The organism is Allobosea sp., assembly GCF_036675845.1.
In the GTDB taxonomy this organism is placed as follows: Bacteria; Pseudomonadota; Alphaproteobacteria; order Rhizobiales; family Beijerinckiaceae; genus Allobosea.
On the sequence record NZ_JAKFED010000155.1, the window covers coordinates 57,370 to 79,921 of the forward strand.

General features: G+C 68.7%; 24 protein-coding genes and 1 other RNA gene. 8 read left to right on the forward strand and 17 right to left on the reverse strand.

The window, feature by feature from the left end:
- Positions 1-140 precede the first annotated feature (140 nt).
- From V6M56_RS17720 to rpmH, 9 genes are all read right to left on the reverse strand, one after another.
- Positions 141-905, reverse strand: a complete 765-nt coding sequence (locus V6M56_RS17720; protein WP_332685482.1) for a pyrimidine 5'-nucleotidase — start codon at positions 903-905, stop codon at positions 141-143.
- A 197-nt stretch (positions 906-1,102) separates the two neighbouring features.
- Positions 1,103-2,005 carry an acetylglutamate kinase gene (gene argB / locus V6M56_RS17725; RefSeq protein WP_332685483.1) on the reverse strand — a complete coding sequence of 301 codons (903 nt, stop codon included), beginning with the start codon at positions 2,003-2,005 and terminating at the stop codon, positions 1,103-1,105.
- Positions 2,006-2,086: 81 nt separating this feature from the next.
- Complete coding sequence (locus tag V6M56_RS17730) at positions 2,087-2,458, reverse strand: DUF423 domain-containing protein (RefSeq protein ID WP_332685484.1); 372 nt, start codon at positions 2,456-2,458, stop codon at positions 2,087-2,089.
- A gap of 102 nt (positions 2,459-2,560) precedes the next feature.
- Complete coding sequence (locus tag V6M56_RS17735; RefSeq protein ID WP_442881178.1) at positions 2,561-3,778, reverse strand: alpha/beta hydrolase family protein; 1,218 nt, start codon at positions 3,776-3,778, stop codon at positions 2,561-2,563.
- A 106-nt stretch (positions 3,779-3,884) separates the two neighbouring features.
- Positions 3,885-4,550: a ribosome biogenesis GTP-binding protein YihA/YsxC gene (gene yihA, locus V6M56_RS17740; RefSeq protein ID WP_332685485.1), complete on the reverse strand. Its 666-nt coding sequence runs from the start codon at positions 4,548-4,550 to the stop codon at positions 3,885-3,887.
- 9 nt (positions 4,551-4,559) lie between these two features.
- Positions 4,560-5,192, reverse strand: coding sequence for a CatB-related O-acetyltransferase (locus V6M56_RS17745; protein ID WP_332685486.1), 633 nt, complete (start codon positions 5,190-5,192; stop codon positions 4,560-4,562).
- Positions 5,193-5,344: 152 nt separating this feature from the next.
- Positions 5,345-7,228 carry a membrane protein insertase YidC gene (gene yidC / locus V6M56_RS17750; protein WP_332685504.1) on the reverse strand — a complete coding sequence of 628 codons (1,884 nt, stop codon included), beginning with the start codon at positions 7,226-7,228 and terminating at the stop codon, positions 5,345-5,347.
- A 14-nt stretch (positions 7,229-7,242) separates the two neighbouring features.
- A complete protein-coding gene (rnpA, locus tag V6M56_RS17755) occupies positions 7,243-7,659 on the reverse strand; it encodes a ribonuclease P protein component (RefSeq protein WP_332685487.1) in 417 nt (138 codons plus the stop codon).
- Between the two features lie 55 nt (positions 7,660-7,714).
- Positions 7,715-7,849, reverse strand: coding sequence for a 50S ribosomal protein L34 (rpmH, locus tag V6M56_RS17760; RefSeq protein WP_038364779.1), 135 nt, complete (start codon positions 7,847-7,849; stop codon positions 7,715-7,717).
- Positions 7,850-8,100: 251 nt separating this feature from the next.
- Between rpmH and ffs the strand changes: the two genes are divergently transcribed.
- The 4 genes from ffs to recR all read left to right on the forward strand — a co-directional run bounded on the left by ffs (position 8,101) and on the right by recR (position 11,216).
- Positions 8,101-8,197, forward strand: an RNA gene (ffs, locus tag V6M56_RS17765) — signal recognition particle sRNA small type.
- A 107-nt stretch (positions 8,198-8,304) separates the two neighbouring features.
- Positions 8,305-10,164: a DNA polymerase III subunit gamma/tau gene (locus tag V6M56_RS17770; protein WP_332685488.1), complete on the forward strand. Its 1,860-nt coding sequence runs from the start codon at positions 8,305-8,307 to the stop codon at positions 10,162-10,164.
- Between the two features lie 19 nt (positions 10,165-10,183).
- On the forward strand, positions 10,184-10,507 hold the full coding sequence (locus V6M56_RS17775) for a YbaB/EbfC family nucleoid-associated protein (RefSeq protein WP_332685489.1): 324 nt from the start codon (positions 10,184-10,186) through the stop codon (positions 10,505-10,507).
- 103 nt (positions 10,508-10,610) lie between these two features.
- Positions 10,611-11,216, forward strand: coding sequence for a recombination mediator RecR (gene recR, locus V6M56_RS17780; protein ID WP_332685505.1), 606 nt, complete (start codon positions 10,611-10,613; stop codon positions 11,214-11,216).
- A 133-nt stretch (positions 11,217-11,349) separates the two neighbouring features.
- Here the strand turns inward: recR and V6M56_RS17785 are convergent, their stop codons facing one another.
- Both V6M56_RS17785 and V6M56_RS17790 read right to left on the reverse strand, forming a co-directional pair.
- Positions 11,350-12,054: an SDR family oxidoreductase gene (locus V6M56_RS17785; protein ID WP_332685490.1), complete on the reverse strand. Its 705-nt coding sequence runs from the start codon at positions 12,052-12,054 to the stop codon at positions 11,350-11,352.
- 183 nt (positions 12,055-12,237) lie between these two features.
- The gene (locus V6M56_RS17790; protein ID WP_332685491.1) at positions 12,238-12,939 is read right to left on the reverse strand and encodes an outer membrane protein; all 702 of its coding nucleotides are present in this window, start codon (positions 12,937-12,939) and stop codon (positions 12,238-12,240) included.
- A gap of 202 nt (positions 12,940-13,141) precedes the next feature.
- Here V6M56_RS17790 and V6M56_RS17795 point away from each other — a divergent pair, with 202 nt between their 5' ends.
- Positions 13,142-14,170 carry a YihY/virulence factor BrkB family protein gene (locus V6M56_RS17795; RefSeq protein WP_332685492.1) on the forward strand — a complete coding sequence of 343 codons (1,029 nt, stop codon included), beginning with the start codon at positions 13,142-13,144 and terminating at the stop codon, positions 14,168-14,170.
- Positions 14,171-14,329: 159 nt separating this feature from the next.
- Positions 14,330-15,196, forward strand: coding sequence for a VOC family protein (locus V6M56_RS17800; protein ID WP_332685493.1), 867 nt, complete (start codon positions 14,330-14,332; stop codon positions 15,194-15,196).
- Between the two features lie 219 nt (positions 15,197-15,415).
- Here the strand turns inward: V6M56_RS17800 and cysK are convergent, their stop codons facing one another.
- From cysK to V6M56_RS17825, 5 genes are all read right to left on the reverse strand, one after another.
- The gene (gene cysK / locus V6M56_RS17805) at positions 15,416-16,366 is read right to left on the reverse strand and encodes a cysteine synthase A (RefSeq protein ID WP_332685494.1); all 951 of its coding nucleotides are present in this window, start codon (positions 16,364-16,366) and stop codon (positions 15,416-15,418) included.
- Between the two features lie 96 nt (positions 16,367-16,462).
- Positions 16,463-16,915, reverse strand: coding sequence for an RrF2 family transcriptional regulator (locus tag V6M56_RS17810; protein WP_332685495.1), 453 nt, complete (start codon positions 16,913-16,915; stop codon positions 16,463-16,465).
- Positions 16,912-17,397 carry a dUTP diphosphatase gene (gene dut, locus V6M56_RS17815; RefSeq protein ID WP_332685496.1) on the reverse strand — a complete coding sequence of 162 codons (486 nt, stop codon included), beginning with the start codon at positions 17,395-17,397 and terminating at the stop codon, positions 16,912-16,914. The genes V6M56_RS17810 and dut overlap by 4 nt, the downstream gene beginning before the upstream one ends.
- A gap of 6 nt (positions 17,398-17,403) precedes the next feature.
- The gene (locus V6M56_RS17820; RefSeq protein WP_332685497.1) at positions 17,404-18,708 is read right to left on the reverse strand and encodes a phosphopantothenoylcysteine decarboxylase domain-containing protein; all 1,305 of its coding nucleotides are present in this window, start codon (positions 18,706-18,708) and stop codon (positions 17,404-17,406) included.
- A gap of 156 nt (positions 18,709-18,864) precedes the next feature.
- A complete protein-coding gene (locus V6M56_RS17825) occupies positions 18,865-20,319 on the reverse strand; it encodes an AMP nucleosidase (protein WP_332685498.1) in 1,455 nt (484 codons plus the stop codon).
- A gap of 171 nt (positions 20,320-20,490) precedes the next feature.
- Here V6M56_RS17825 and V6M56_RS17830 point away from each other — a divergent pair, with 171 nt between their 5' ends.
- Both V6M56_RS17830 and V6M56_RS17835 read left to right on the forward strand, forming a co-directional pair.
- Positions 20,491-21,150, forward strand: coding sequence for a GntR family transcriptional regulator (locus V6M56_RS17830; protein ID WP_332685499.1), 660 nt, complete (start codon positions 20,491-20,493; stop codon positions 21,148-21,150).
- A complete protein-coding gene (locus tag V6M56_RS17835; protein ID WP_332685506.1) occupies positions 21,150-21,632 on the forward strand; it encodes an OsmC family protein in 483 nt (160 codons plus the stop codon). The genes V6M56_RS17830 and V6M56_RS17835 overlap by 1 nt, the downstream gene beginning before the upstream one ends.
- Positions 21,633-21,795: 163 nt before the next feature.
- Here V6M56_RS17835 and V6M56_RS17840 read toward each other — a convergent pair.
- Positions 21,796-22,552, reverse strand: a 757-nt coding sequence (locus V6M56_RS17840) for a glycosyltransferase (protein ID WP_332685500.1), incomplete at its 5' end; no start/stop codon positions are given.

Below are 22,552 nucleotides of genomic sequence, written 5' to 3' on the forward strand. Positions count from 1 at the left end.
AGCCCGGAACCCATAAACACCGCAATTGAAAGTCGAGCGGCACCGGCCATGAGTGCTGGCAAGCGTCGTGTTCATGGGTTCCGGGCTCTTCGCTGCGCGAAGCCCCGGAATGACAGCCAGCCCGGGTCGAACGGAAGCGGCTAAGCCTGAGGCCCAGCGACCGGAACCACCATCTCGCCCGGCCGCGTCAGCGGCACGAGGAAGCTGGTCAGGTCGTCGGTGACGTAGTGGACATGGCCGGCCTCGACCGCGGCCTGCTCCCAGGCTTCGCGGAAGGGATCGGGGGTGCGCGGCACGATCAGCACCGTCTTCATGCCGAGCGCGCTCGGCACGAGCAGATTCTTCTCGATGTCCTCGAACATCGCCGCCCGGCCGGGGTCGACGCCATGCTTGGCGAGGAAGTTCTCATAGGTCGCGCGCTCGGGCTTGGGCAGGAAGCCGGCATTGACGATGTCGAAGATGTCCTCGAAGTGGTGGAGGATGCCGAGCTTGCCGGCGACGTTCTCGGCATGGCCGCGCGAACCATTGGTGAGGATCAGCTTGCGTCCGGGCAGGGCCTCGATCGCGGCGCCGAGCGCCGGATTCGGATCGAGCAGGGTCAGGTCGATCTGATGGGCGAAGTCGAGGAAGTCGTCGGGGTCGATCCCGTGCTCCTCCATCAGCCCCTTCAGGGTCGTGCCGTAGCGCTGGTAATAATATTTCTGCAGGGCCCGGGAAGACAGGCCGTCGAGGCCGAACAGCTCGGCGAGGAAGAGCGTGATGCGCTCGTCGACCTGCGGCCAGACCTTCGCCTCATGCGAATAGAGCGTGTTGTCGAGGTCGAAGATCCAGTGATCGACATGGCCGAAAGCGGCCTGCTCCGGCAGAAGCGGGGCGGCGGCGGTGATTGGTGCGTTCTGATTCATGGGATCATATGATGTGGGGCGCGCCATCATGACATGCAAGGTTCTTGGCAGAGTCCAAGGTTCTTGGTCCAAGGTTCTTGCGGAGTAGCCGCGACGGGCACACGCCGTCATGCTCGGGCATGAACCCGAGCATCTTGCCGCAGATTCCCGGGTCTACGCTTCGCTTCGCCGGAGAATGACGCCGCGGCTCCGACCCCTCACTTGCGGATGATCGTGCCCGAGCCCGTATCGGTGAAGAGCTCGATCAGCACCGCATGCGGCACCTTGCCGTCGAGGATGACCACGGCCTCGACGCCCTTTTCCAGCGCGTAGATGCAGGTCTCGATCTTCGGGATCATGCCGCCCGAGATGGTGCCGTCGGCGATCAGGCGCCGGCACTGCTCGACGGTGAGCTCCGGGATCAGGTTCTTGTCCTTGTCGAGCACGCCGGGCACGTCGGTGAGCAGCAGCAGCCGCTTGGCGCCGAGGGCACCGGCGATAGCGCCGGCGAAGGTGTCGGCGTTGACGTTGTAGGTCTGGCCGTCGGCGGCGGCACAGACCGGCGCCAATACCGGGATCAGCTCCGCCTTCAGGATCGCGTCGAGCACGGTGGTGTCGACCGTCTCGGGCTCGCCGACGAAGCCGAGGTCGAGCACCTGCTCGATCTTCGAATCGGGATCGACGATGGTGCGCGCCGCCTTGCGGGCGACGACCATGTTGCCGTCCTTGCCGCAGAGCCCGATCGCCTTGCCGCCCTCGCGCGAGATATAGCCGACGATCTCCTTGTTGACCGAGCCGGCGAGGACCATCTCGACGACGTCGACGGTGGCGGCGTCGGTGACGCGCAGGCCCTGCTTGAACTCGGACTTGATGCCGAGCTTGTCGAGCATGCGGGCGATCTGCGGGCCGCCGCCATGGCAGACCACCGGCTTCAGGCCGGACTGCTCGAGCAGCACCACATCCTCGGCGAAATCCTCGGCGGTGGCGGCGTCGCCCATGGCGTTGCCGCCATATTTGATCACGATCACCTCCTGGTCGTAGCGCTGCATATGCGGCAGCGCCTGGACCAGCAGCTCGGCCGACTGGGACGGCGTCAGATGGGCGGCGGGATTGATCATCATGCAGGCTCCGAGGCGCGCCCGAGCTGCGCCGGGCCGCCTTCTAGCTGAAAGCGCCTTGCGGCGGAAGCGTGTCGGCGCGTATCAGACGCGCCTGGCGAGCAGCGCCGAGAAAGCCAACCCGAGCCAGCCGCCGAGCATCATGAAACCGCCGGCCGGCGCAGCGCCCATGAACAGGCGCTCGCCATGGAAGCCGCGCATGGCGAGATCGGCCGAGAACAGCGCGACACCGAGGATCAGCAGCGAGATCGCCAGCCGCGCGCCGATATCGGCGAGCAGCCTGGCGCGCCGCGCCACGCAGGCGCCGATCACCGCCGAGGCATGGAAAAGCAGCATCTGGCCGGCGATCTGGAGATTGTCCGATGCGCCGGTGTGGGTCGCGGCGGCGAGCAGGGTGACGCCGGCGAGCCCCATCAGCATGGCGATGGTGAGGTGGATCTTGGTGGCGGTGATCATGACGGGCCCCGGGCCGGCGTCCGACCCTGCGCCGGACCATCGGAGGCCGAGGAGAACGGTACCGCGGGGGCCGCGTCAAGGCGCTGCGGCCGAGCCGCGGCGTTATTGCGCGTCGAACCACGCCTTCCATTCGGGCACGGCCTTGGCGAAGGTGCCGCGATGGCTGGTCTCCCCCGTCGAGATCGCCTCGACGCGCGGATTGCCGATCGCCTGCTGATAGGTCATGGCCAGTCGGCCGATCTCCACCCGGATCGCCTCGTCGGCCTCGCCGTAGAAATTGCGCACCGGGGTGCCGACAACCCAGCGATAGGACTGCGCGGCGGCGACGAGGCGGCCATAGGCCGAGGCGCCGAAGAACTTCGGATCGAAATACTCGGCCCGGACGAGCTTTCTGAGATCGGTCGGAATCTCGGCCGCATCGACGGGCCGGCGTTCATAGGCCTTTCGCGAGATCTCGTAATAGGTGTCCGCCAGGACCGAACGCGCCAGTCCGGGGATGCCGTAATAGTTCTCGAAGGAGAAGGAGGACAGGATGAACAGCGTCGTCACCCACGGCGCGTCGATCTTGCGCGGGAAGTTCAGGAAACCGCTCAGTGCCGCAAAGACATCGACCGGCGCGCTCGCCGTCACGGCAGCCTTTACCGGGACATTCGCGGCCTCGAGCTTCTCGAGCATGGCCATCGTCACAAAGCCACCCTGCGACCAGCCGGCGAGGAACAGTTTCGTCGTCGAGACCTTGAGGTCGTCGAGCACGGCGCGGCTCGCCGACAGCATGTCGTGGGTCGCCTGCTGATGACTGCCCTTGACCATGTAGCCTTCCAGCTCGGTCGAGTCGCCGAGCCCGAAATAGTCGGCCCCGATCACGACATAACCCTGGCCGGCGAACTGGGCGAGCATGAGCTGCGTCTCCGGAGACTGCTCCGGAACGGAAGGAACCTGCTGCTTACCGTAGACGGTTCCGTGCTGATAGGAGACGAGCGGGAATGTCCTTGCGTCAGTGTCCGGCACGGCGACGAGGCCGCTCGCCATGGTCGGCCGGTTGCCGCGCTCCGGTATCACCGAGGCATAGCGGACCCGATAGAGGCGGATCGCGTCGCGAGCCGGGGTGTATGTCACCGGAATGCCGGCGAAGGCCGGCGTATCGACGGTCAGGATGCGGTTCAGCCGATCCTTGTCCCAGCGTTCGAGGAACTGGTATTCGACGCCGCCGGCGGCGCGTGTCCATCCCGGCGCCTGGGCCTGGGCCTGACCGGGCACGCAGGCCATGGCCAGCCCGGTCAGCATCGCGGTGAGTACGAGGCGGCGTTCAAGGGCAGGCATCAGGATCTCCGGCGCGCGACGCGAGACGCTTCCCCGTCCGTCCGGGCCGTCATGCCCGGCAGTTCTGGCGCGCCGCCCGTAAAGATTCGATGATCTTCGCCGACGCTCAGCCGCGCTCCGCCAGAACCCTGGCGATCGCGGCGCGCAATTCGGGGATGCCGAGCCCCTTCTCGCTCGAGGTCAGCAGCACTTCCGGAAAGGCGGCGGGGCGGCGCTTGATCTCGTCATAGGTCGCCTCCGCCATGAAGGTCTGGTCGGCCTGCTTGATGGCGTCGCCCTTGGTGAGCACCACCTGATAGCTCACCGCGGCCTTGTCGAGCGTCTCGAGCACGGCGCCGTCGACGTCCTTCAGGCCGTGGCGGGCATCGATCAGCACATAGACGCGCATCAGGTTGGAACGGCCGCGCAGATATTCGTGGATCAGGTTGGTCCAGGCCGCGACCTTGTCGCGCCCGACCGCGGCATAGCCATAGCCCGGCATGTCGACGATGGTCAGGCGCTCGTCATGGCCGGCCTGGCGGAAGAAGTTGAGCTGCTGGGTGCGGCCGGGCGTATGCGAGGTGCGGGCCAGCGCATTGCGCCGCGTCAGGGCGTTGATCAGGCTCGACTTGCCGACATTGGAGCGCCCGGCGAAGGCGATCTCCTGGCCGACCATGGGCGGCAGGTCGTCGATCTTGGTCGAGGCCCAGACGAAATCCCATGGCCCTTCGAAGAGCTTGCGGGCCGATTCGATCTCGTCGGCGTCGTAGGGTGTGGTGGTGCTTGCGGTCATCTGCCTTGCCTACACGGCCCGTTGCAGCGCGTCGATGTCGGCGCCGGCGATCAGCGGCAGGTTGCGGGCGATCTTCTCCGCCTCCCAGTCCCACCAGCGGATAGAAAGCAGCGCCGTGACGATCTCCGGCGGGAAGCGCAGCTTCACCACCTGCCCGGGGTTTCCGACGACAATCGCATAGGGCGGCACATCGCGCGCGACCTGCGCCCGCGTGCCGATGATGGCGCCGTCGCCGATGGTGACGCCCGGCATGATCACCGCCTCGCGGCCGATCCAGACATCGTTGCCGATGATGGTATCGCCGCGCAGGCCGAGGCCGTCCTCCGTCATCGCCGGCAGCCCCTCGAAGCCGAACATCTGGAAGGGAAAGGTCGAGAAGCCGCCCATCGGATGGTTGGCGCCGTTCATGATGAACTGGGCAGCCTGGGCGATCGCGACGAACTTGCCGATGATCAGCCGGTCGCCGATGAAGTCGAAATGATAGCGCACGCAGCGGGCGAGGAAATGCTCGGGCCCGCGCGAGTCGTCGTAATAGGAGTAGTCGCCGACCTCGACGAGCGGATGATCGACGACCGCCTTGAGGAAGGCCGTACCCTTCCAGCCGGGAATCGGGTGGCGGGTGAGCGGGTCGGGAAGGGGCATCGAGAAACCTCACGGTCATCCCGGCCGAAGCGAAGCGTAGAGCCGGAATCCATGCCCGAGCCCGGATCGGAGAGGTTCAGGCATGGATCCCGGGTCGACCTTCGGCCGCCCGGGATGACATCGTCAATGACGGACAGCGGGTGCCCGCCGCCTCACTTCTTGTTGCTGTTCGCCGGCTTGCCCGGGGCGGGCACCGCGGGCGTCGCGGCCGCCGGCTTCTTGCCGAACATGCCCTTGAGATTGTCCCAGAGCTCGATCTTCACGCCGTGCTTCCGCATGATGTAGCCCTGCTGCAGGATCGAGAGCAGGTTGTTCCAGGTCCAGTAGATCACCAGGCCGGCCGGGAACGAGCCGAGCAGGAAGGTGAAGAACACCGGCATCCAGGTGAACATCATCTTCTGGACCGGATCCGGCGGCTCCGGATTCATCTTCATCTGCACGAACATCGTCACGCCCATCAGGATCGGCCAGATGCCGAGATGCAGGAAGGCGGGCGGCGTGAACGGCAGCAGGCCGAAGAGGTTGAACAGGTTCGTCGGGTCGGGCGCGGCGAGGTCGCGGATCCAGCCGAAGAACGGCGCATGCCGCATCTCGATGGTGACGAACAGGATCTTGTAGAGCGCGAAGAAGACCGGGATCTGGACCAGCACCGGCCAGCAGCCGGCGAGCGGGTTGATCTTCTGGGTCTTGTACAGCTCCATCAGCGCCTGCTGCTGCTTCATCTTGTCGTCAGCATAGCGCTCGCGGATCGCCATCATCTCCGGCTGAACCGCCTTCATCTTCGCCATCGAGGCGTAGGACTTGTTGGCGAGCGGGAAGAACAGGGCCTTCAGCAGGACTGTGACGACCAGGATGGCGATGCCGAAATTGCCGACATGCTTGTAGACCCAGTCCATCAGGTAGAACATCGGCTTGGTGATGAAGTAGAACCACCCCCAATCGATCATCAGCTCGAAGCGCTTGATGCCCTCGTTCTTCTCGTAGCCGTCGATGGCCGCGACTTCCTTGGCGCCGGCGAACAGGCGCGAATCGGCGACGGCCTTGGCGCCGGGCGCGACGGTCAGCGCCTCGCCGAGGAAATCGGCCTGGTAGGTGCGCTGGGCGCCGGTCTGGACCGAGGAATAGCGGCCCTCGTATTTGCGCGTCTGGTCCGGGATGACCGCCGCCGCCCAGTATTTGTCGGTGATGCCGACGAAGCCGCCGACGGCGTCCTTCCAGCTCTTGCCATGGGTCGTCGGGCTGAGCGCCGGCTCCTTGTCGACGGCGTCATAGGTGTATTCCTGCAGGCCCTGCTCGCCGAGCGAGCCGATCATGCCTTCGTGCAGCACATAGAAGCCGAGCGTCGTCGGCTTGCCGACGCGCACGACCTGGCCATAGGGGAAGAGCGTGACCGGCGCGCCGCCCGTGTTCTCGACCTCGTCGCGGATCGAGAACATGGCGTTGGCGTCGACCGAGATCTGGCGCCTGAACAGCAGCCCCTGGCCATTGTCCCAGCTCAGCGTCACCGGCTTCTCCGGCGTCAGCACCTGGTTGTCGGCGGTCCAGACCGTCTTCGCATTCGGCAGGGCGACATTGGTGCCCGGCGCCGCGACCCAGCCGAAATCGGAATAATAGGCATTCGGCCCGCCGGCCGGCGAAAGCAGCACGATGGTCGGGCTCTTGGGATCGACCGTCTCGTGATAGGCCTTGAGCGAGACGTCGTCGATGCGCGCGCCGGTCAGCGAAAGCGAGCCGGCGATCTTGGGCGTGTCGATGCGGATGCGCGGACCGGCCGCAAGGGCTTGGTCGCGGGTCTCGAGCGCCGCAGCGGCCGGAGCCGCGCCAGGCTGCGCCGGGGCGGTGCCGGAGGCCGGCGGCGCGCCCGGCACGGGCAAGGCGCCCGGAGCCGGCGGCTGCTGGCTCTGCGTCTGCTGATTCTGCTGCGCGACCTGCTTCTGCTTCTCCATCTGCGGCACGCCGTAGAAGAACTGCCAGCCGAGCAGCACGACCACGGAGAGCGTGATCGCCAGGAGCAGATTGCGGTTCTCTTCTTTCATCATCATGGTCGAAATCAGGTCTCGCTGACGGCCCTGGCGGGCTTCTTGGAAAGGGGACGCTTGCCGGAGGGCTGGCCGCGGCGGCTGCCGCCCGGCCGGGCGCGGTCGAGGGCGACCGAGAGGTCGGCGACCATGGCGCGGAAATCGGCGATGAGCGTTTCGGGACGGGCGACGACGACGACGTCGCAGGAGCGATCCACCTGCCCGGCCAGCGCGATCTTCGCGGCAGCACGCAGGCGCCGGCGGATACGGTTGCGCTCGACTGCGCCGCCGACCTTGCGCGACGCGGTCAGGCCGAGCCTGAGCCCGGCTTCGGGGGCAGCGCGCCGCGCGTCGTTGACCTGGACGGTGAAGACAGGCGAACGAAAACGGCGGCCGTGCTCGGCCGCCGCGAGAAAGTCCTTGCGTTGCGTCAGACGGGCGATGCGCATGGCGTTTGGCCAGTCTTCCGGAACCGGCGCGCCGGGAATGCGCGCCTCACTTTCGTCAGGCCGACAGGCGCTTGCGGCCGTGGGCGCGACGGGCAGCGATGACCTTGCGGCCGCCCTTGGTCGCCATGCGGGCACGGTAGCCGTGGCGGCGCTTGCGGACCAGTTTGCTGGGTTGATAGGTTCTCTTCACGGTCCGTCTCCGGGGCCTTGTCTCGGCGTGGCGGGCGCAGCTCTCGAAGAGAAAGCCAAGGCCAGCCGAGCCTGTCATGCAAAAGGTTCCGCGCCGCCCATGAGGCAGCGCAAGTGGCGGGCTTATGGCGGAAGGGACCGGCCAAGTCAATGCCGAAGCGGCTGTGCCGCGCGGTCGCAGGTGCCCGTTTTCAGGCCCCACTTGTTCAGGACCGACTTGCGCTCCATCGCCGCATCCACGATATAGCGCACGGGAGGTTGGCGAGGGACGTCTCACTCGCCAACCCGGTCAGATCCGGAAGGAAGCAGCCGTAACGAGACCGAACGGGTCTTCGTCCAGCCTCCCACCTGTCGCCCTGCGCGGCAGTGCATCTCCGATGCAGTTCCTGACGCGGTCTGACCTGCCGAACTCATGGCGGCGTTGACCGCCGCGCCGCGATTGGCGAAAGCAGTGGCATGACCGACGAGACCGTCCCCGCAGACGAGCCGGGCTTTCCCGGCCTTGCTCCCGCGCCCGCGCCGGCCGCGAGCCCGCCGGCGGGCTACCGCGTGCTCGCGCGGAAATATCGGCCGGCGCATTTCGGCGACCTGATCGGCCAGGACGCCATGGTCAGGACGCTGACCAACGCCTTCGCCGCGGGGCGCATCCCGCAGGCCTGGATGCTGACCGGCGTGCGCGGCGTCGGCAAGACGACGACGGCGCGCATTCTCGCCCGGGCGCTGAACTTCCAGAACGCCGACGGCTCCGGGGCGCCGACCACCGACCTGGCCGGCTTCGGCGTGCATTGCCAGGCGATCGTCGAGGGCCGCCATATCGACGTGATGGAGATCGACGCCGCCTCCAATAACGGCGTCGACAACGTCCGCCAGATCAACGACGCCGTGCGCTATGCGCCGACCAGCGCGCGCTACAAGGTCTACATCATCGACGAGGTCCACATGCTCTCGGGAGGCGCCTTCAACGCCTTCCTGAAGACGCTGGAGGAGCCGCCGCCGCACGCCAAGTTCATCTTCGCCACCACCGAGATCCGGAAAGTGCCGGTGACGGTGCTGTCGCGCTGCCAGCGCTTCGATCTGCGCCGCGTCGATGCCGGGCTGCTGGTCGGGCATCTCGGCGGCATCTGCAGGGCCGAGGGCATCGAGGCCGAGGACGAGGCGCTGGCTGCGATCGCGCGGGCCGCCGAGGGCTCGGTGCGCGATTCGCTGTCGATCCTCGACCAGGCCATCGCCCATGCCGGCGGCAGGATCACGCTCGACGAGGTCCGCACCATGCTCGGCCTCTCCGACCGGGCGCGCGTCATCGACCTGTTCGAGCAGGTGATGAAGGGCGACATCGCGGCCGCCCTCGGCGAGCTTCGGGCGCAGTACGATGCCGGGGCCGACCCCGCCGTGGTGCTTGCCGACCTCGCCGAGTTCAGCCATCTGGTGACGCGGCTCAAGCTCGTGCCCGATGCGGCCAAGGACAACAGCCTGAGCCAGGCCGAGCGGACCCGCGGCGCCGATTTCGCCCAGCGCCTGTCGATCCGCGTGCTGGCCCGGGCCTGGCAGATGCTGCTCCGGGCGGTCGCCGAGGTGCGCCAGGCCGACCGGCCGGTGATGGCGGCCGAGATGGCGCTGGTGCGCCTCGCCCATGCCGCCGACCTGCCGACCCCGGACGAGGCGCTCAGGATGCTGCGCGACGGCAGCGGCGGGGCCGGCAACGGCAATGGTGCGCCCTCCCCGCGCCCACCCTCCGGCGGCGGCGCCACCGCGCTGGCGGCAAGGCCGGTGCTCGCCGCGGCCAATCCGGCACCGGCCATCGCCACCGCACCGCGGACGATGACGAGCGCCCTGCCGCAGCCTCAGACGCTGGAAGACCTGGTGGCGCTCGCCTCGCGCCAGCGCGACATCACGATGAAGCTGGCGCTGGAGCGCGACGTCCGGCTGGTGAGCTTCGAGCCCGGCCGCATCGAGTTCTCGCTGGCCAATTCGAGCAACCGCCATTTCGCCACCGACCTGTCGAAGCGGCTGAAGGAATGGACCGGCCAGACCTGGCTCGTCGCCCTCGCCAACACGGATGGCGCGCCGACTCTGCGCGAGCAGGCGGAGGCCGCCCGCGGCAAGCGCGAGAGCGATGCTGCCAGCCACCCGGCGGTGCGCGCCGTGCTCGAGCGCTTCCCGGGCGCGCGCATCGTCGATGTCCGCGATCCGCGCGCCGCCGAAGCCGAACCGCCGGCGGTGGCGAGCGCCGGCGACGAGGACCTGCCCGAGAGCGAACCGCTCTTCGACGATAGCGAGCCGGATTTCGAAGGCGTCCCGTTCTGGACGGACAACTGAGCGAAAAGGGAGCGCCACGATGCGCGACATGATGGGCCTGATGAAGCAGGCGCAGGACATGCAGAAGAAGATGGCCGAGATGCAGGCCCAGCTCGACGCGCTTGAATTCGAGGGCTCGGCCGGCGGCGGATTGGTCAGGATCGTGATGACCGCCAAGAACGTGCTGAAGTCGGTGAAGATCGACCCGAGCCTGATGGTCGCCGGCGAAGAGGAGATCCTCGAGGACCTCGTCATCTCGGCCAGCAACGACGCCCGCAACAAGGCCGAGCGCGCCGTCGCCGAGAAGATGGCCGAGGTGACGCGCGGCCTGCCGATCCCGCCCGGCATGCCGAAGCTGTTCTGAGCCCGGCCGTCATGCCCGGGCTTGACCCGGGCATCTCTCGCAAGAAACCCCTTCTCGTCCTGAGATGGTCGGCTCAAGGCCGACCATGACGACCCAGAGAGCCATGCCCCGCGCCATTGCCGGCCCCGAGATCGAACGGCTGATCCAGCTCCTGGCCAAGCTGCCGGGCCTCGGGCCGCGCTCGGCGAGGCGCGCGGCGCTGCATCTCGTCAAGAAGCGCGAGCAATTGCTCGGGCCGCTGGCCGAGGCGATGGCGGTGGCGCGCGAGCGCATCGTCGTCTGCTCGACTTGCGGCAATGTCGACACCAGCGACCCGTGCGGGCTCTGCCGCGACCCGCGCCGCGATGACGGCATCATCGTGGTCGTCGCCGACATCGCCGATCTCTGGGCGCTGGAGCGCTCCGGCGCCGTCGGCGGCCGCTATCACGTGCTCGGCGGCGTGCTCTCGGCGCTCGATGGCATCAGGCCGGAGAATCTGACGCTGGACGGGCTCGTCGCCCGGGCCTCGGAACCGGCGGTGAAGGAGATCATCCTGGCGCTCAGCGCCACGGTCGAGGGCCAGACCACGGCGCATTTCGTCACCGACCTGCTGGCGCATCTGCCGGTCAAGGTGACCAGGCTCGCCCATGGCGTGCCGGTCGGCGGCGAGCTCGACTATCTCGACGACGGCACGCTGGCGGCGGCGATCCGCCAGCGCACGGGGTTTTGAGGGCCTCAGGGCGTCATTCTCGGGCGAAGCGAAGCTGAGACCCGAGAATCTCGTGACGAGAGGGCGCTGGCCGGAGCCTCATCCGGCCTGAGATGGTCGGCTCAAGGCCGACCATGACGACAAGAACACCCCCTCACACCGAACGCATCAGCCCGCCATCGACGCGCAGGTTCTGGCCGGTGATGTAGCCGGCGCCTTCGGAGGCGAGGAAGGCGACCGTCGCAGCGATCTCCTCGCTCTTGCCATAGCGCTTCATCGGCACCGCATCGCGGCGCTCCTCGGTCGCCGGCAGCGAGTCGATCCAGCCGGGCAGGACATTGTTCATCCGGACGTTCTGGGCCGCGTACTGGTCGGCGAAGAGCTTGGTATAGGCGGCGAGCCCGGCCCGGAACACCGCCGAGGTCGGGAAGGTCGCGGCCGGCTCGAAGGCCCAGGCGGTCGAGATGTTGACGATCGCGCCGGATTTCTGCGCCGCCATGATCGGGGCGACGAGGCGGGTCGGCCGGATGACGTTCATCAGATAGACGTCGAGCCCGGTATGCCACTGCTCGTCGGTGATCTCGGTGATCGCCGCGCGCGGACCATGGCCGGCACTGTTGACCAGCACGTCGATGCGGCCGAAGCGCTCGACCGTCAGGTCGACGAGGCGCTTCAGATCGTCGTTCGACTGGTTCGAGCCGGTGACGCCGAGGCCGCCGAGCTCGGCCGCCAGCGTCTCGCCCTTGCCCGAGGAGGACAGGATCGCAACGCGAAAACCGTCCTGCGCGAGACGCCGTGCCGCAGCGGCGCCCATGCCGCTGCCACCCGCCGTGACGATCGCTACTTTTTCTGCCGCCATCGCGCCCACCATCCGTTTGCGAAGAAGCCGGCGCGTCGAAGCGGCGCCGGGGTCGGCGGCAGTTCTGACATCGGGGCCGGGGCTTGGCCAGCCGGTTTCAAGGGCGGCCGCCATGCCGGCAGCGACCACGCGGAAAGCCGCGCCCCGGGCGCGGCCTCGCTCATGGCCTGATTGGGCGGCGGTTCAGAACTTGTAGGCGACGCTCGCGCGCATGGCATGCGAGGACGGCTCGTGCTCGGCGGTCAGGCCGAGATAGGCGCTGGTCCCGACATGATCGAACTTGCCGTAATCCGTGTAGCGGTAGTCGAGGCCGAAGACGAGATTGTCGGTCATGGCGAAATTGACGCCGCCGCCGACGGTCCAGCCGGTCTTCGAGAACCTGCCGGTCTCGCCGAAGCCGGCGAGCGGGTTGAAGTAGCCGTATTCGAAGCTGCTGAAGGCCGCGCCGGCGGCAGCATAGATCATGAAGCGATCCATGGCGTAGCCGATGCGGCCGCGCACCGAGCCCTGCCAGTCCTGCTGGACGCGGAACAGCCCGCCGCGCTCATCGCGCGCATTGATCGCCTCGATGTCGCCTTCGACGCCGAGAACGAGCGAGCCCATCTGGTAGTTGAAGCCGGCATGGGCGCCGCCGATGAAGGAGGACGGGCGGTAATCGAAGGAGACGCCGAGCGGCGCGCGGCCGGCCGTGGCGAACAGGCCCTGCCGGTCGGAGCCCCAGGAATAGCCGGCCTGGCCGCCGACATAAAAGCCGGTCCAGCTGTAGAGCGGCGGCAGGGCCGGAGCGAGCGGCAGGAACTTGCTCGACGGCAGATCGGCCGACAGAGCGGCGCCGCTGCCGAGCAGAAGGAAGGTCGCGACGGTGGCTTTGAGGAGCGTCTTCATCTTGCTCTCTGGTCGTGAACGGAGATGGGGCCGGTCGCCCCGCTTTTCGCGCCGCTCGCGACGCGCTGGCCTGCCACGATAAGAAACCGTTAAGGTTAACAAAGCTCTAAGCTGCCCCCTGCCCGAAACGGGCTGGAACGATCCCGGCTTCCGAACGTTCCCGACAGATGGGATGGTGCCGAACGGATTCGGCGGAGAGGGCATGGCGTATTTCAAGCGAATCGCCGGCGCTGCCGGGGTGGCGGCGCTGGCGCTGGGTTATGTCCACGCCGCCTTCACCCGCCGCGTCCGCGAGCCGCTGCGCCAGGCGCGCCGCGGTCGCGGTGCCGCGACGCCGATCGCCCTGCCCTGGCGCGGCTGGAAGGACGTGCTCGGCCGCTTCCTGATGCGCATCCAGGAGGCGCGGGTGCTCTCGCTCGCCGGCGCGGTCGCCTTCTTTACCCTGCTGGCGCTGGTGCCGGCGCTGTCGCTGCTCGTCACCGCCTATGGCAGCCTGACCGACCCGCTGACCATCGCAAGCCAGCTCGACCGCGTCACCACCGTCTTCCCGGAGGCCGCCCGCGAACTGATCCGCGAACAGGCGGTGAGGCTTTCCAGCCGCGACGCGGCGAGCCTGTCGACAACCTTCCTGATCAGCCTGGCGGTCGCGGCCTGGAGCGCCAATGCCGCGGTGAAGGCGGTGTTCGATGCGCTGAACATCATCTATGGCGCGCGCGAGCAGCGCGGCTTCGTGAAGCTCAACCTGATCTCGCTGGGAACGACGCTGAGCGGGCTCATGCTGCTCGTCCTGGCGCTGGCCGCGATCGCCAGCCTGCCCGTGGTGACCGCGCTCTTCCCCTTCGGCCACGAGCTGGAAACGCTGGTGCGGCTGGTGCGCTGGCCGGTGTTCTTCGTGATCGGCACGGTCGCGATCGGCTGCCTCTACTGGATCGGGCCGGACCGCAAGCCGCCGCGCTTCGCCTGGGTGCTGCCGGGCGCGGTGATCGCGGCGCTGCTCTGGGCCGCGGCGTCCAGCGCCTTCTCCTGGTATGTCGGCACGCTCGGCAACTACACCGCGACCTATGGCTCGCTGGCGACCGTCGTCGTCTTCATGACCTGGCTCTGGCTCTCGGCGACGATCGTGCTCGCCGGCGCCGAGCTCAATGCCGAGCTCGAACATCAGAGCCGCCATGGCGCAGCGCTCCCGCCGTCAGCACAACTGGGGCGCCCGCCGGCTGGGCGAGGGCGTTAGCCGCCCCCACGGCGATGCAACTCGGGAGACCCGAGGCGGTGCAGACGCCCATTGCAGCGCCGCAATCCCGGATTTGCCGGCGCCGGGGACGACAAGCGCCACCGGAACGCCCATTTAGAAAGCCGAGCGGCATCGCCCGCACGCATCCCGGAGCCCGCCATGACCGCCACGGCCGCAACAACCAGACCCGTTCCTACCGAAGCGCTCGACGCGCCGGTCCATATCGGCGCCGTCAGCCTGCGGGTGCGAGACCTGCCCGGCCTCACCGCCTTCTATCGCGACGCGATCGGCCTATCCCTGATCGGCGAGGGGCCGGGCGAGGCCGTGCTCGGCGTCGCCGGCCTGCCGCTGGTCCGGCTCGAGGCTGGCGCACAGGCGCCCTCCTCCGCCGCCGGCCTGTTCCATCTGGCGCTGCTGCTGCCGTCGCGTGGCGACCTCGCCAACTGGCTGGCCCATGCCGCGCGCCAGCGCGTGCCGCTGGAAGGCGCCTCCAACCATCTGGTCAGCGAGGCGCTCTATCTCTCCGACCCCGAGGGCAACGGCATCGAGATCTATCGCGACCGCAGCCGGCCGGAATGGCCGCGCCTCGACGGCGGCTCGATCAAGATGGCGACCGAGCGGCTCGATCTCGAGGCGCTGCTGCGCGAGGCGGACGGGCGCGACTATCCCGGCATGCCGGAGGGGACGGCGATGGGGCATGTCCATCTGCGCGTCGGCGATGTCGCGGCCGCCGAGGCGTTCTACCGCGATGCGCTCGGCTTCGAGGTGATGGTGCATTATCCGGGCGCCAGCTTCATGGCGACCGGCGGCTATCACCACCACATCGCCGCCAATGTCTGGCACAGCCGCGGCGCCGGTCCGCGCCATGCGGACGAGGCCGGGCTCTCGCGCTTCGAGCTGGTAGCGCGCGACGACGAGGCCTATGCGGGCTTACGCCGGCGCATGCTGGCAGCCGGCGGCACGGAGGCCGAGGGCACGCCCGCGATCGCCGATCCCTGGGGCAACCGGGTCGTGCTGCGGCGTTGAGGCTCCAGGGGAACCGCAACGGAGAACCCTCTTCCCGAGGGAGAGGACAGGGTGAGGTGTAGGCCGCTGGACCAGTTCCGCGAGGGCTCACAGCGCGCGGTCGGGTTCAGGCCAACGATTCCCCTCCCGAACACCTCACCCCTGCCCCTCTCCTTCCAGGAGAGGGGTTCCCCGCGCCCTTCAGGCCCTTCAAAGCCCTTCGAACAGCGCGCTCGAGATTTAGCGCTCGGCGAAGGAGGGGATGATCACGACGATCTTCTTGCCGGCGTTCTCCGGCCGGGCGCCGATCTCGAGCGCCGCCGCGATCGCAGCGCCCGACGAGATGCCGGCCGGGATGCCTTCGCTCTTCGCCAGCGCCCGCGCCATCTCGAAGGCGGTCTGGTTGCCGACGGTGACGACCTCGTCGATGACGCCGCGGTCGAGAATGCCGGGGATGAAGCCGGCGCCGAGGCCCTGGATCTTGTGCGGGCCGGGCTGGCCGCCGGAGAGCACCGGCGAATCCTCGGGCTCGACCGCGACGATCCTGACGCCCGGCTTCCTCGCCTTCAGCACCTGGCCGACGCCGGTGATGGTGCCGCCGGTGCCGACGCCGGAGACGAAGATGTCGATGCCGCCATCGGTGTCGTTCCAGATCTCCTCGGCCGTGGTCTTGCGATGGATCTCCGGATTCGCCGGGTTCTCGAACTGCTGCGGGATGATCGCGCCCGGGATCTCGGCCCTGAGCTCCTCGGCCTTGGCGATGGCGCCGCGCATGCCGCCGGGCCCCGGCGTCAGCACCAGCTCGGCTCCGAGCAGCACCAGCATCTTGCGGCGCTCGATCGACATGGTCTCGGGCATCACCAGGATCAGCCGGTAGCCGCGCGCCGCGGCGACGAAGGCGAGCGCGATGCCGGTATTGCCGGAGGTCGGCTCGATCAGCGTACCGCCGGCTTTGAGCGCGCCGGAGGCCTCGAGCGCGTCGATCATGCTGACGCCGATCCGGTCCTTGACGCTGGAGATCGGGTTGAAGAATTCGAGCTTGGCGAGGATCGTCGCCTTGACGCCACGCTCGCCCGGCAGGCGGTTCAGCCGGACCAGCGGCGTGTCGCCGATGGTGTCGGTGATCGAGTCATAGACCCGGCCGCGACCAGGAGTCGGGGCGGGATTGAGCTTCTGCGCGGCTTCGGCCATGGCGGCCTCCCTGAGTGACGATCTTCCAGCGATGGGTCCGTCAGGCAAGCTAGCATCAAATTACAAAATCTGTCGAGAAACAGATTAATTTACGTCCTATATTGTAAAATCTCCGCTGACATCCCGGCCGGCAGCCGCGGCCAGGTTCTCGGCCTGCCGGCAGAGCTCGGCTACGGTGACCGCATCGAGCGTTGCAAGGCAAGCGTCGAGGGCGCCCTGGACCGCCGGGCCGACGACCGCCTCGACCAGGGCCGAGCGCGGCAGCGGCGGCAGGTTCTCCTCCGAGTTGGCCTGCATCGCGGCGCGCACGATCGCGCCGGCGGTGATGCGGCGGCGCTCGCGGGCGAGCTCATAGCCGCCGCGCGGGCCGCGCACGCCCTTGAGGATGCCGGCCTTGACCAGCGCCTGCAGCATCGTCTCGAGATGACGCGGCGGCAGATCGTGGCGGGCGGCGAGCGCCTTGGCCGCGACCGGGGCCGGGCGCGCATGCAAGGCGATGTCGACCACCGCGGCGATGGCGAGCAGGCTGCGGCGCGAGAGCTGGATCATGAGCGGGTCTCGCGGGCAGGCGGGACCGCCGGGTCGGCGATCCCGGTCGAGCCGAAGCCGCCGGCGCCGCGGGCGGTGTCGTCGAGCGCCGCCACCTCGACGAGGCGCGCCTGCGCCACGGGCGCGACGACGAGCTGGGCGATGCGGTCGCCATGGCGGATCAGGAAGGGCTCCTGCCCGAGATTGACCAGCAGGACCTGGATCTCGCCGCGATAATCGGCGTCGATGGTTCCCGGCGCGTTGAGCACGGTGACGCCATGGCGCAGCGCCAGGCCCGAACGCGGCCTGACCTGGCCCTCGCTGCCCGGCGGCAAGCCGAGGATCAGCCCGGTCGGCACCAGGCGGCGCGCGCCGGGCGCCAGATCCAACGCGCCTTGTGGCAGGGCGGCCCTGAGGTCGAGTCCGGCGGCACCGGCCGTCTCATAGGCCGGCAGCGGCAGATCCTGCGCATGCGGCAGGCGCTGGATACGGACGGGCTCCATCGCCGCTCAGCCCTTTTCCGCCACCAAAGCGGCGAGATGCGCGACGAGCCGCGTCGCGACCTCGGCCTTGGGCAGGGTCGGCCAGGTCTCGACGGCATCGGCGGTGACGAGATGGACGGTGTTGGCGTCGCCGCCCATGACGCCGGTACCGCCGACATCATTGGCGACGATCAGGTCGCAGCCCTTCCTCGTCAGCTTGGCGCGGGCATATTCGATGACGTTCTGCGTCTCGGCCGCGAAGCCGACGACCAGTGGCGGCCGGTCGATCTCGCGGGCGGCGATGGTGGCGAGGATGTCGGGGTTCTCGACGAGGGTGAGGCTCGGCGTGCCGTGCTCGCCCTTCTTCATCTTCTGGTCCGCCGCGCCGTCGACACGCCAGTCGGCGACGGCGGCGGCGAAGATCGCGATATCGGCCGGCAGGCCTTGCTCGGTCGCCTCGAGCATCTCGCGGGCGCTCTCGACATGGATGGTGGCGACGCCCGCCGGATCTGGAATGTTCACCGGGCCGGAGATCAGCGTGACCTCGGCACCGGCCGCGGCGGCGGCGGCGGCGATGGCATGGCCCTGCTTGCCGGAGGACCGGTTGGCGATGTAGCGCACCGGGTCGATCGGCTCACGGGTCGGGCCGGAGGTGATCAGCACGCGCTTGCCGGCGAGCGGCTTGCCAAGCGGCGAGCCCTGGCCCGGCAGCCGGCCGAGGAAGCCGATCGAGGCCGGCTGCGGCTCCCCGGCCAAGGCCAGCTCGATCGCCGCGAGGAGTTCCTGCGGCTCGGCCATGCGGCCCGGCCCGCTCTCGCCGCGCTCGGCCATGGCGCCGGAATTGGGGCCGACGACGAGGACGCCATCCTTCTGCAGCAGCGCCATGTTGCGCTGCGTCGCCGGGTGCTGCCACATCCGCGGGTTCATCGCTGGGGCGACCAGGATGCGCTTATCCGTTGCAAGGAGCGCCGTGGACGCCAGATCGTCAGCATGGCCCTGCGCCATCTTGGCGAGCAGGTCGGCGGTGGCGGGGGCGACGACCAGCAGGTCGGCCTGGCGCGACAGCGCGATATGGCCGATATCGGCCTCGTCGGTCAGCGAGAACAGGTCGGTGAAGCAGCGCTCGCCGGCGAGCGTGCCGACCGCGAGCGGCGTGACGAACTGCTCGCCCGCGCTGGTCAGGATGCAGCGGCAGGCGATGCCGCGATCCTTCAGCCGCCGGATCAGCTCGAGGCATTTATAGGCGGCAATGCCACCGCCGATGATCAGGAGAATGGAGCGGGAAGCAGGCAAGAGCGGGCTCCTGGGCCAAGACGGCCCGTTTCGTAGCATCCGGCGGGCCGGGATGTCATGGGGTGCGGGCCGCTTGACGTCATGCTCGGGCTTGACCCGAGCTTCTCGTGAAGAAGGGGCGCCCATGAAAGGAGCCTCTTTCGGCCGGAGATTCCCGGGTCTGCGCTGCGCTCCGCCCGAGAATGACGCCGGGCCTCACCGGAAGGGCGGCTCGTCGAAGCTCCTGAGCTTGCGCGAATGGATCGAGGAGCCGGCCTCCTTCAGCCGCTCCAGCGCCGCCAGACCGATCTTCAGATGTTCGCCGACCGCCCGCTCATAGAAGGCGTTGGCGGCGCCCGGCAGCTTGATCTCGCCATGGAGCGGCTTGTCGGAGACGCAGAGCAGGGTGCCGTAAGGCACGCGCAACCGATAGCCCTGGGCCGCGATGGTGCCCGATTCCATGTCGACGGCGATGGCGCGCGAGAGGTTGATGCGCTTGCGCTCCTTGGTCCAGCGCAGTTCCCAGTTGCGGTCGTCCTGGGTCACCACCGTGCCGGTGCGCAGGCGCTGCTTCAGCCGGTCGCCCTTCTCGCCGGTGACCTCGGCCGCCGCCTGCTGCAGCGCGACCTGGACCTCGGCCAATGCCGGGATCGGGATGTCGGGCGGGACGAGCTCGTCGAGGATGCCGTCCTGGCGGAGATAGGCATGGGCGAGCACGTAGTCGCCGATGATCTGGGTCTGGCGCAGGCCGCCGCAATGGCCGACCATGAGCCAGCAATTGGGCCGCAGCACCGCGAGATGGTCGGTGATGTTCTTGGCGTTGGACGGGCCGACGCCGATATTGACCAGCGTCACCCCCTCTCCCTTGGCGCGGATCAGGTGATAGGCCGGCATCTGGAAGCGGTGCCAGGGTGCCGACATCACCCGCTCGGCGGCGCTGACGTCGATGCCCTCGCGATCGATGCGCACCCCGCCCGGCGTCACCAGCGCCAGTGCCGTGCCGGCCTCGATCTCGGCGAGCGCGAGCCGGACGAACTGGTCGACATAGCGGTGGTAATTGGTCAGCAGCACCCAGGGCTGGATGGAGCGCCAGTCGGTGCCGGTGTAGTGCACCAGCCGGCGCAGCGAATAGTCGACCCTGACCGCGTCGAAGAGCGAGAGCGGGCGCGGCTCGCCTTCGACGATGTCGAAATTGCCATCGGCAACCTCGTCCCCGACCAGCGAGAGCAGCGGCGTCGGGAAATGCCGCGCCAGCTCGGCGGGGCTGATCTTGCCGCGGCCGAGCTCGTCGCCGCCGTCGAGCGCGTAAGGGTAGGGGATCTCCTGCGCGCTGATTCCGGTCTCGAGGGTCGCGCCGTACTCCTCGACCAGCGGCCGGAGCTGGTCGAGCAGATAGGCGCGGAACTCGGCGGGATGCGTCACCGTCGTCGAATAGATGCCGGGCGTGGCGAATTTGGCATAGCCGCGCCGCGTCGCCGCCGGCAGCCTGGAGGGCTCGTAGGTGACACGCAGCATCGGATAGCGGTAGAGCCCGCGCTCCTCCGGCGTCGGCGGCTGGAGCGTGGTGAAGAAACGCTGCAGGTCATCGCACAAGGCCTGCTTCGCCTGGGCGTACAAGGCTTCCAGCCGGTCGATGGCGGCCTCGGGCGTGGCGGCGATCTCGAATGTCATGTCGCGGAAAGATCTCCGGTTCGGATTGCCCGCCGCCGCCGGCGCGCAGCCGGCCTGCTGACGAAGCCTGTCGAGCGATCCTGCCACGCTCCGCGTTCCGCAGCCATGCCGGCGACGCGCGCCGACCGATGCCGGGCTTGCCTCGATCGAATAATTGGATACAATTATCCCATGAAACCGGAACGCCTCGCCGCCACGACGACTGCCGCCGCCCTTGCGGCGCGGCTGCGCGAGGGAATCGACCAGGGCCGCTGGCAGGCCGGGGATCTGCTGCGACAGGAGCATCTCGCCAGCGAGTTCGGCGTCAGCCGCATCCCGGTGCGCGAGGCGCTGGCGCAGCTCCAGAGCGAGGGACTGCTCACGGTCGCGCATTATCGCGGCGCCCGCGTCACCTGGCCGACGGCCGCCGAGATCGACGAGATTTTCGACCTGCGCCGACTGGTCGAGGGCGACCTGCTGGCGCGCGCGCTCACCCGGCACGACGCCCGCTCGAGGCGCGAATTGCAGCGCCTGCAGGAGCGGCTCGAGGACGCGCAGGACCGGCTCGGCTGGATCGCGGGCGACATCGCCTTCCACGAAGCCCTGTACGCGCCGGCGGAACGACCGCGCAGCCTGGCGCTCTACCGGCAATTGCGCGCGCCCATCGACCGCTTCAGCGTGCAGCAACTCGGCCCCGGCATCCGCAAGCAGGGCTGGGCCGACGAGCACCGGCTCCTGATCGCCGCCATCGCGGCGGGCGACCCGGCCGGGGCGCAGGCCGTGCTGGCGCAGCATCTCGACGCGACGCGAGCCATCGTCCTGACGGCCTGCGCGGAACTCGGAGAAACATGATGGCAAGCCATGGCGCGACGGTCGAATGGCAGCGCGGCGACCAGAATTTCCTCGACCGGCGCTACAGCCGCGCCCATCGCTGGCGCTTCGATGGCGGCGCGGAGGTCGCGGCATCGAGCTCGCCGCATGTGGTGCGCGAGCCGTTCTCGAACCCGGCCAATGTCGACCCGGAGGAAGCCTATGTCGCGGCGCTTTCGAGCTGCCACATGCTCTGGTTCCTCGATATCGCCTCGCGGCGCGGCTTCCGGATCGACCGCTACAGCGATGCCGCCGAGGGCGCGATGGTGAAGAATGCCGACGGCAAGGAATGGATCGCGCGTCTGACGCTGCGGCCGCATGTCGTGTTCGGCGGCGAGCGGGTTCCGGAGGAGGCCGAAGTCGCGGCCATGCATCACGAGGCGCACGAAAACTGCTTCCTCGCCAATTCGGTGCGGACCGCGATCGAGACCAAAGGCAGCTGGACACATCGCGCGGAGAGCTGAAGCTCCTGCCGGCTCTTGACGGCACGGGGCCGTCCTTCCGGACAAGCCGCGCCAGCGGCGCCGCTCCGGAATCCATCGAAGGGCGTCTCGCTCTACAATGGATTCCGAGCCGCCCTTCGGGCGCCCGGAATGACGGGGATTTCCGGGTCGGGCCAGCTAATGTCTAGGCCGGAACGAAATCGTCCTCCGCCACCAGCCGCATCACGAAGCCGAGCTGGCGGTCGACGCAGGCCTCGCGCTCATAGGCCTTGACCACCGTGCGCCGGGCCTCCTGGCGCAAGCCCTCGAGATTTGCGCCGCCCGCGAGCGCAGCAAGGATTCGGCTCGCCACAGCGCGCTCGTCGAAAAAGGGCGCGAGCAGGCCGTTGACGCGGTCGCGAAGGACCTCCTGCACCGGCGGCGTCGCCGAGCCGACGATCAGGCAGCCGCAGGCCATCGCCTCGAGCAGCGACCAGGACAGCACGAAGGGCACGCTCAGATAGGCATGCGCCGCCGAGACCTGGAACAGCCGCACCAGATCGGCATGGGCGAGCCAGGGGATATGGACGATGCGCTCGCCCAGCCCGGTTTCCGCCAGCATGACCTCGCGCCAGGGCCGGCCGTCCGGACGGGGGCGACCATAGCCCGGCCCGTCACCGCCGACGGCGACGAAGACCACCTCCGGCCGCTCGCGCGCGACACGGGCCGCCGCGCGCATGAATTGCGGGTAGCCGCGATAGGGATCGAGATCGCGGGCGGCGAAAGTGACGACCGGGTCGCCACGGCGAAGCGCGCGCCCGTCCGGCAAGGTGAAGACCGCTTCCGGATCCGGCCGGCAGGCGGCGACGTCGATGCCGTCATGACAGACGGCGATGCGCTGGCGGACCGAGCGCGGATATTGCTGCTGCTGCCAGCGCGTCGGCGCATAGGCGAAGTCGAGC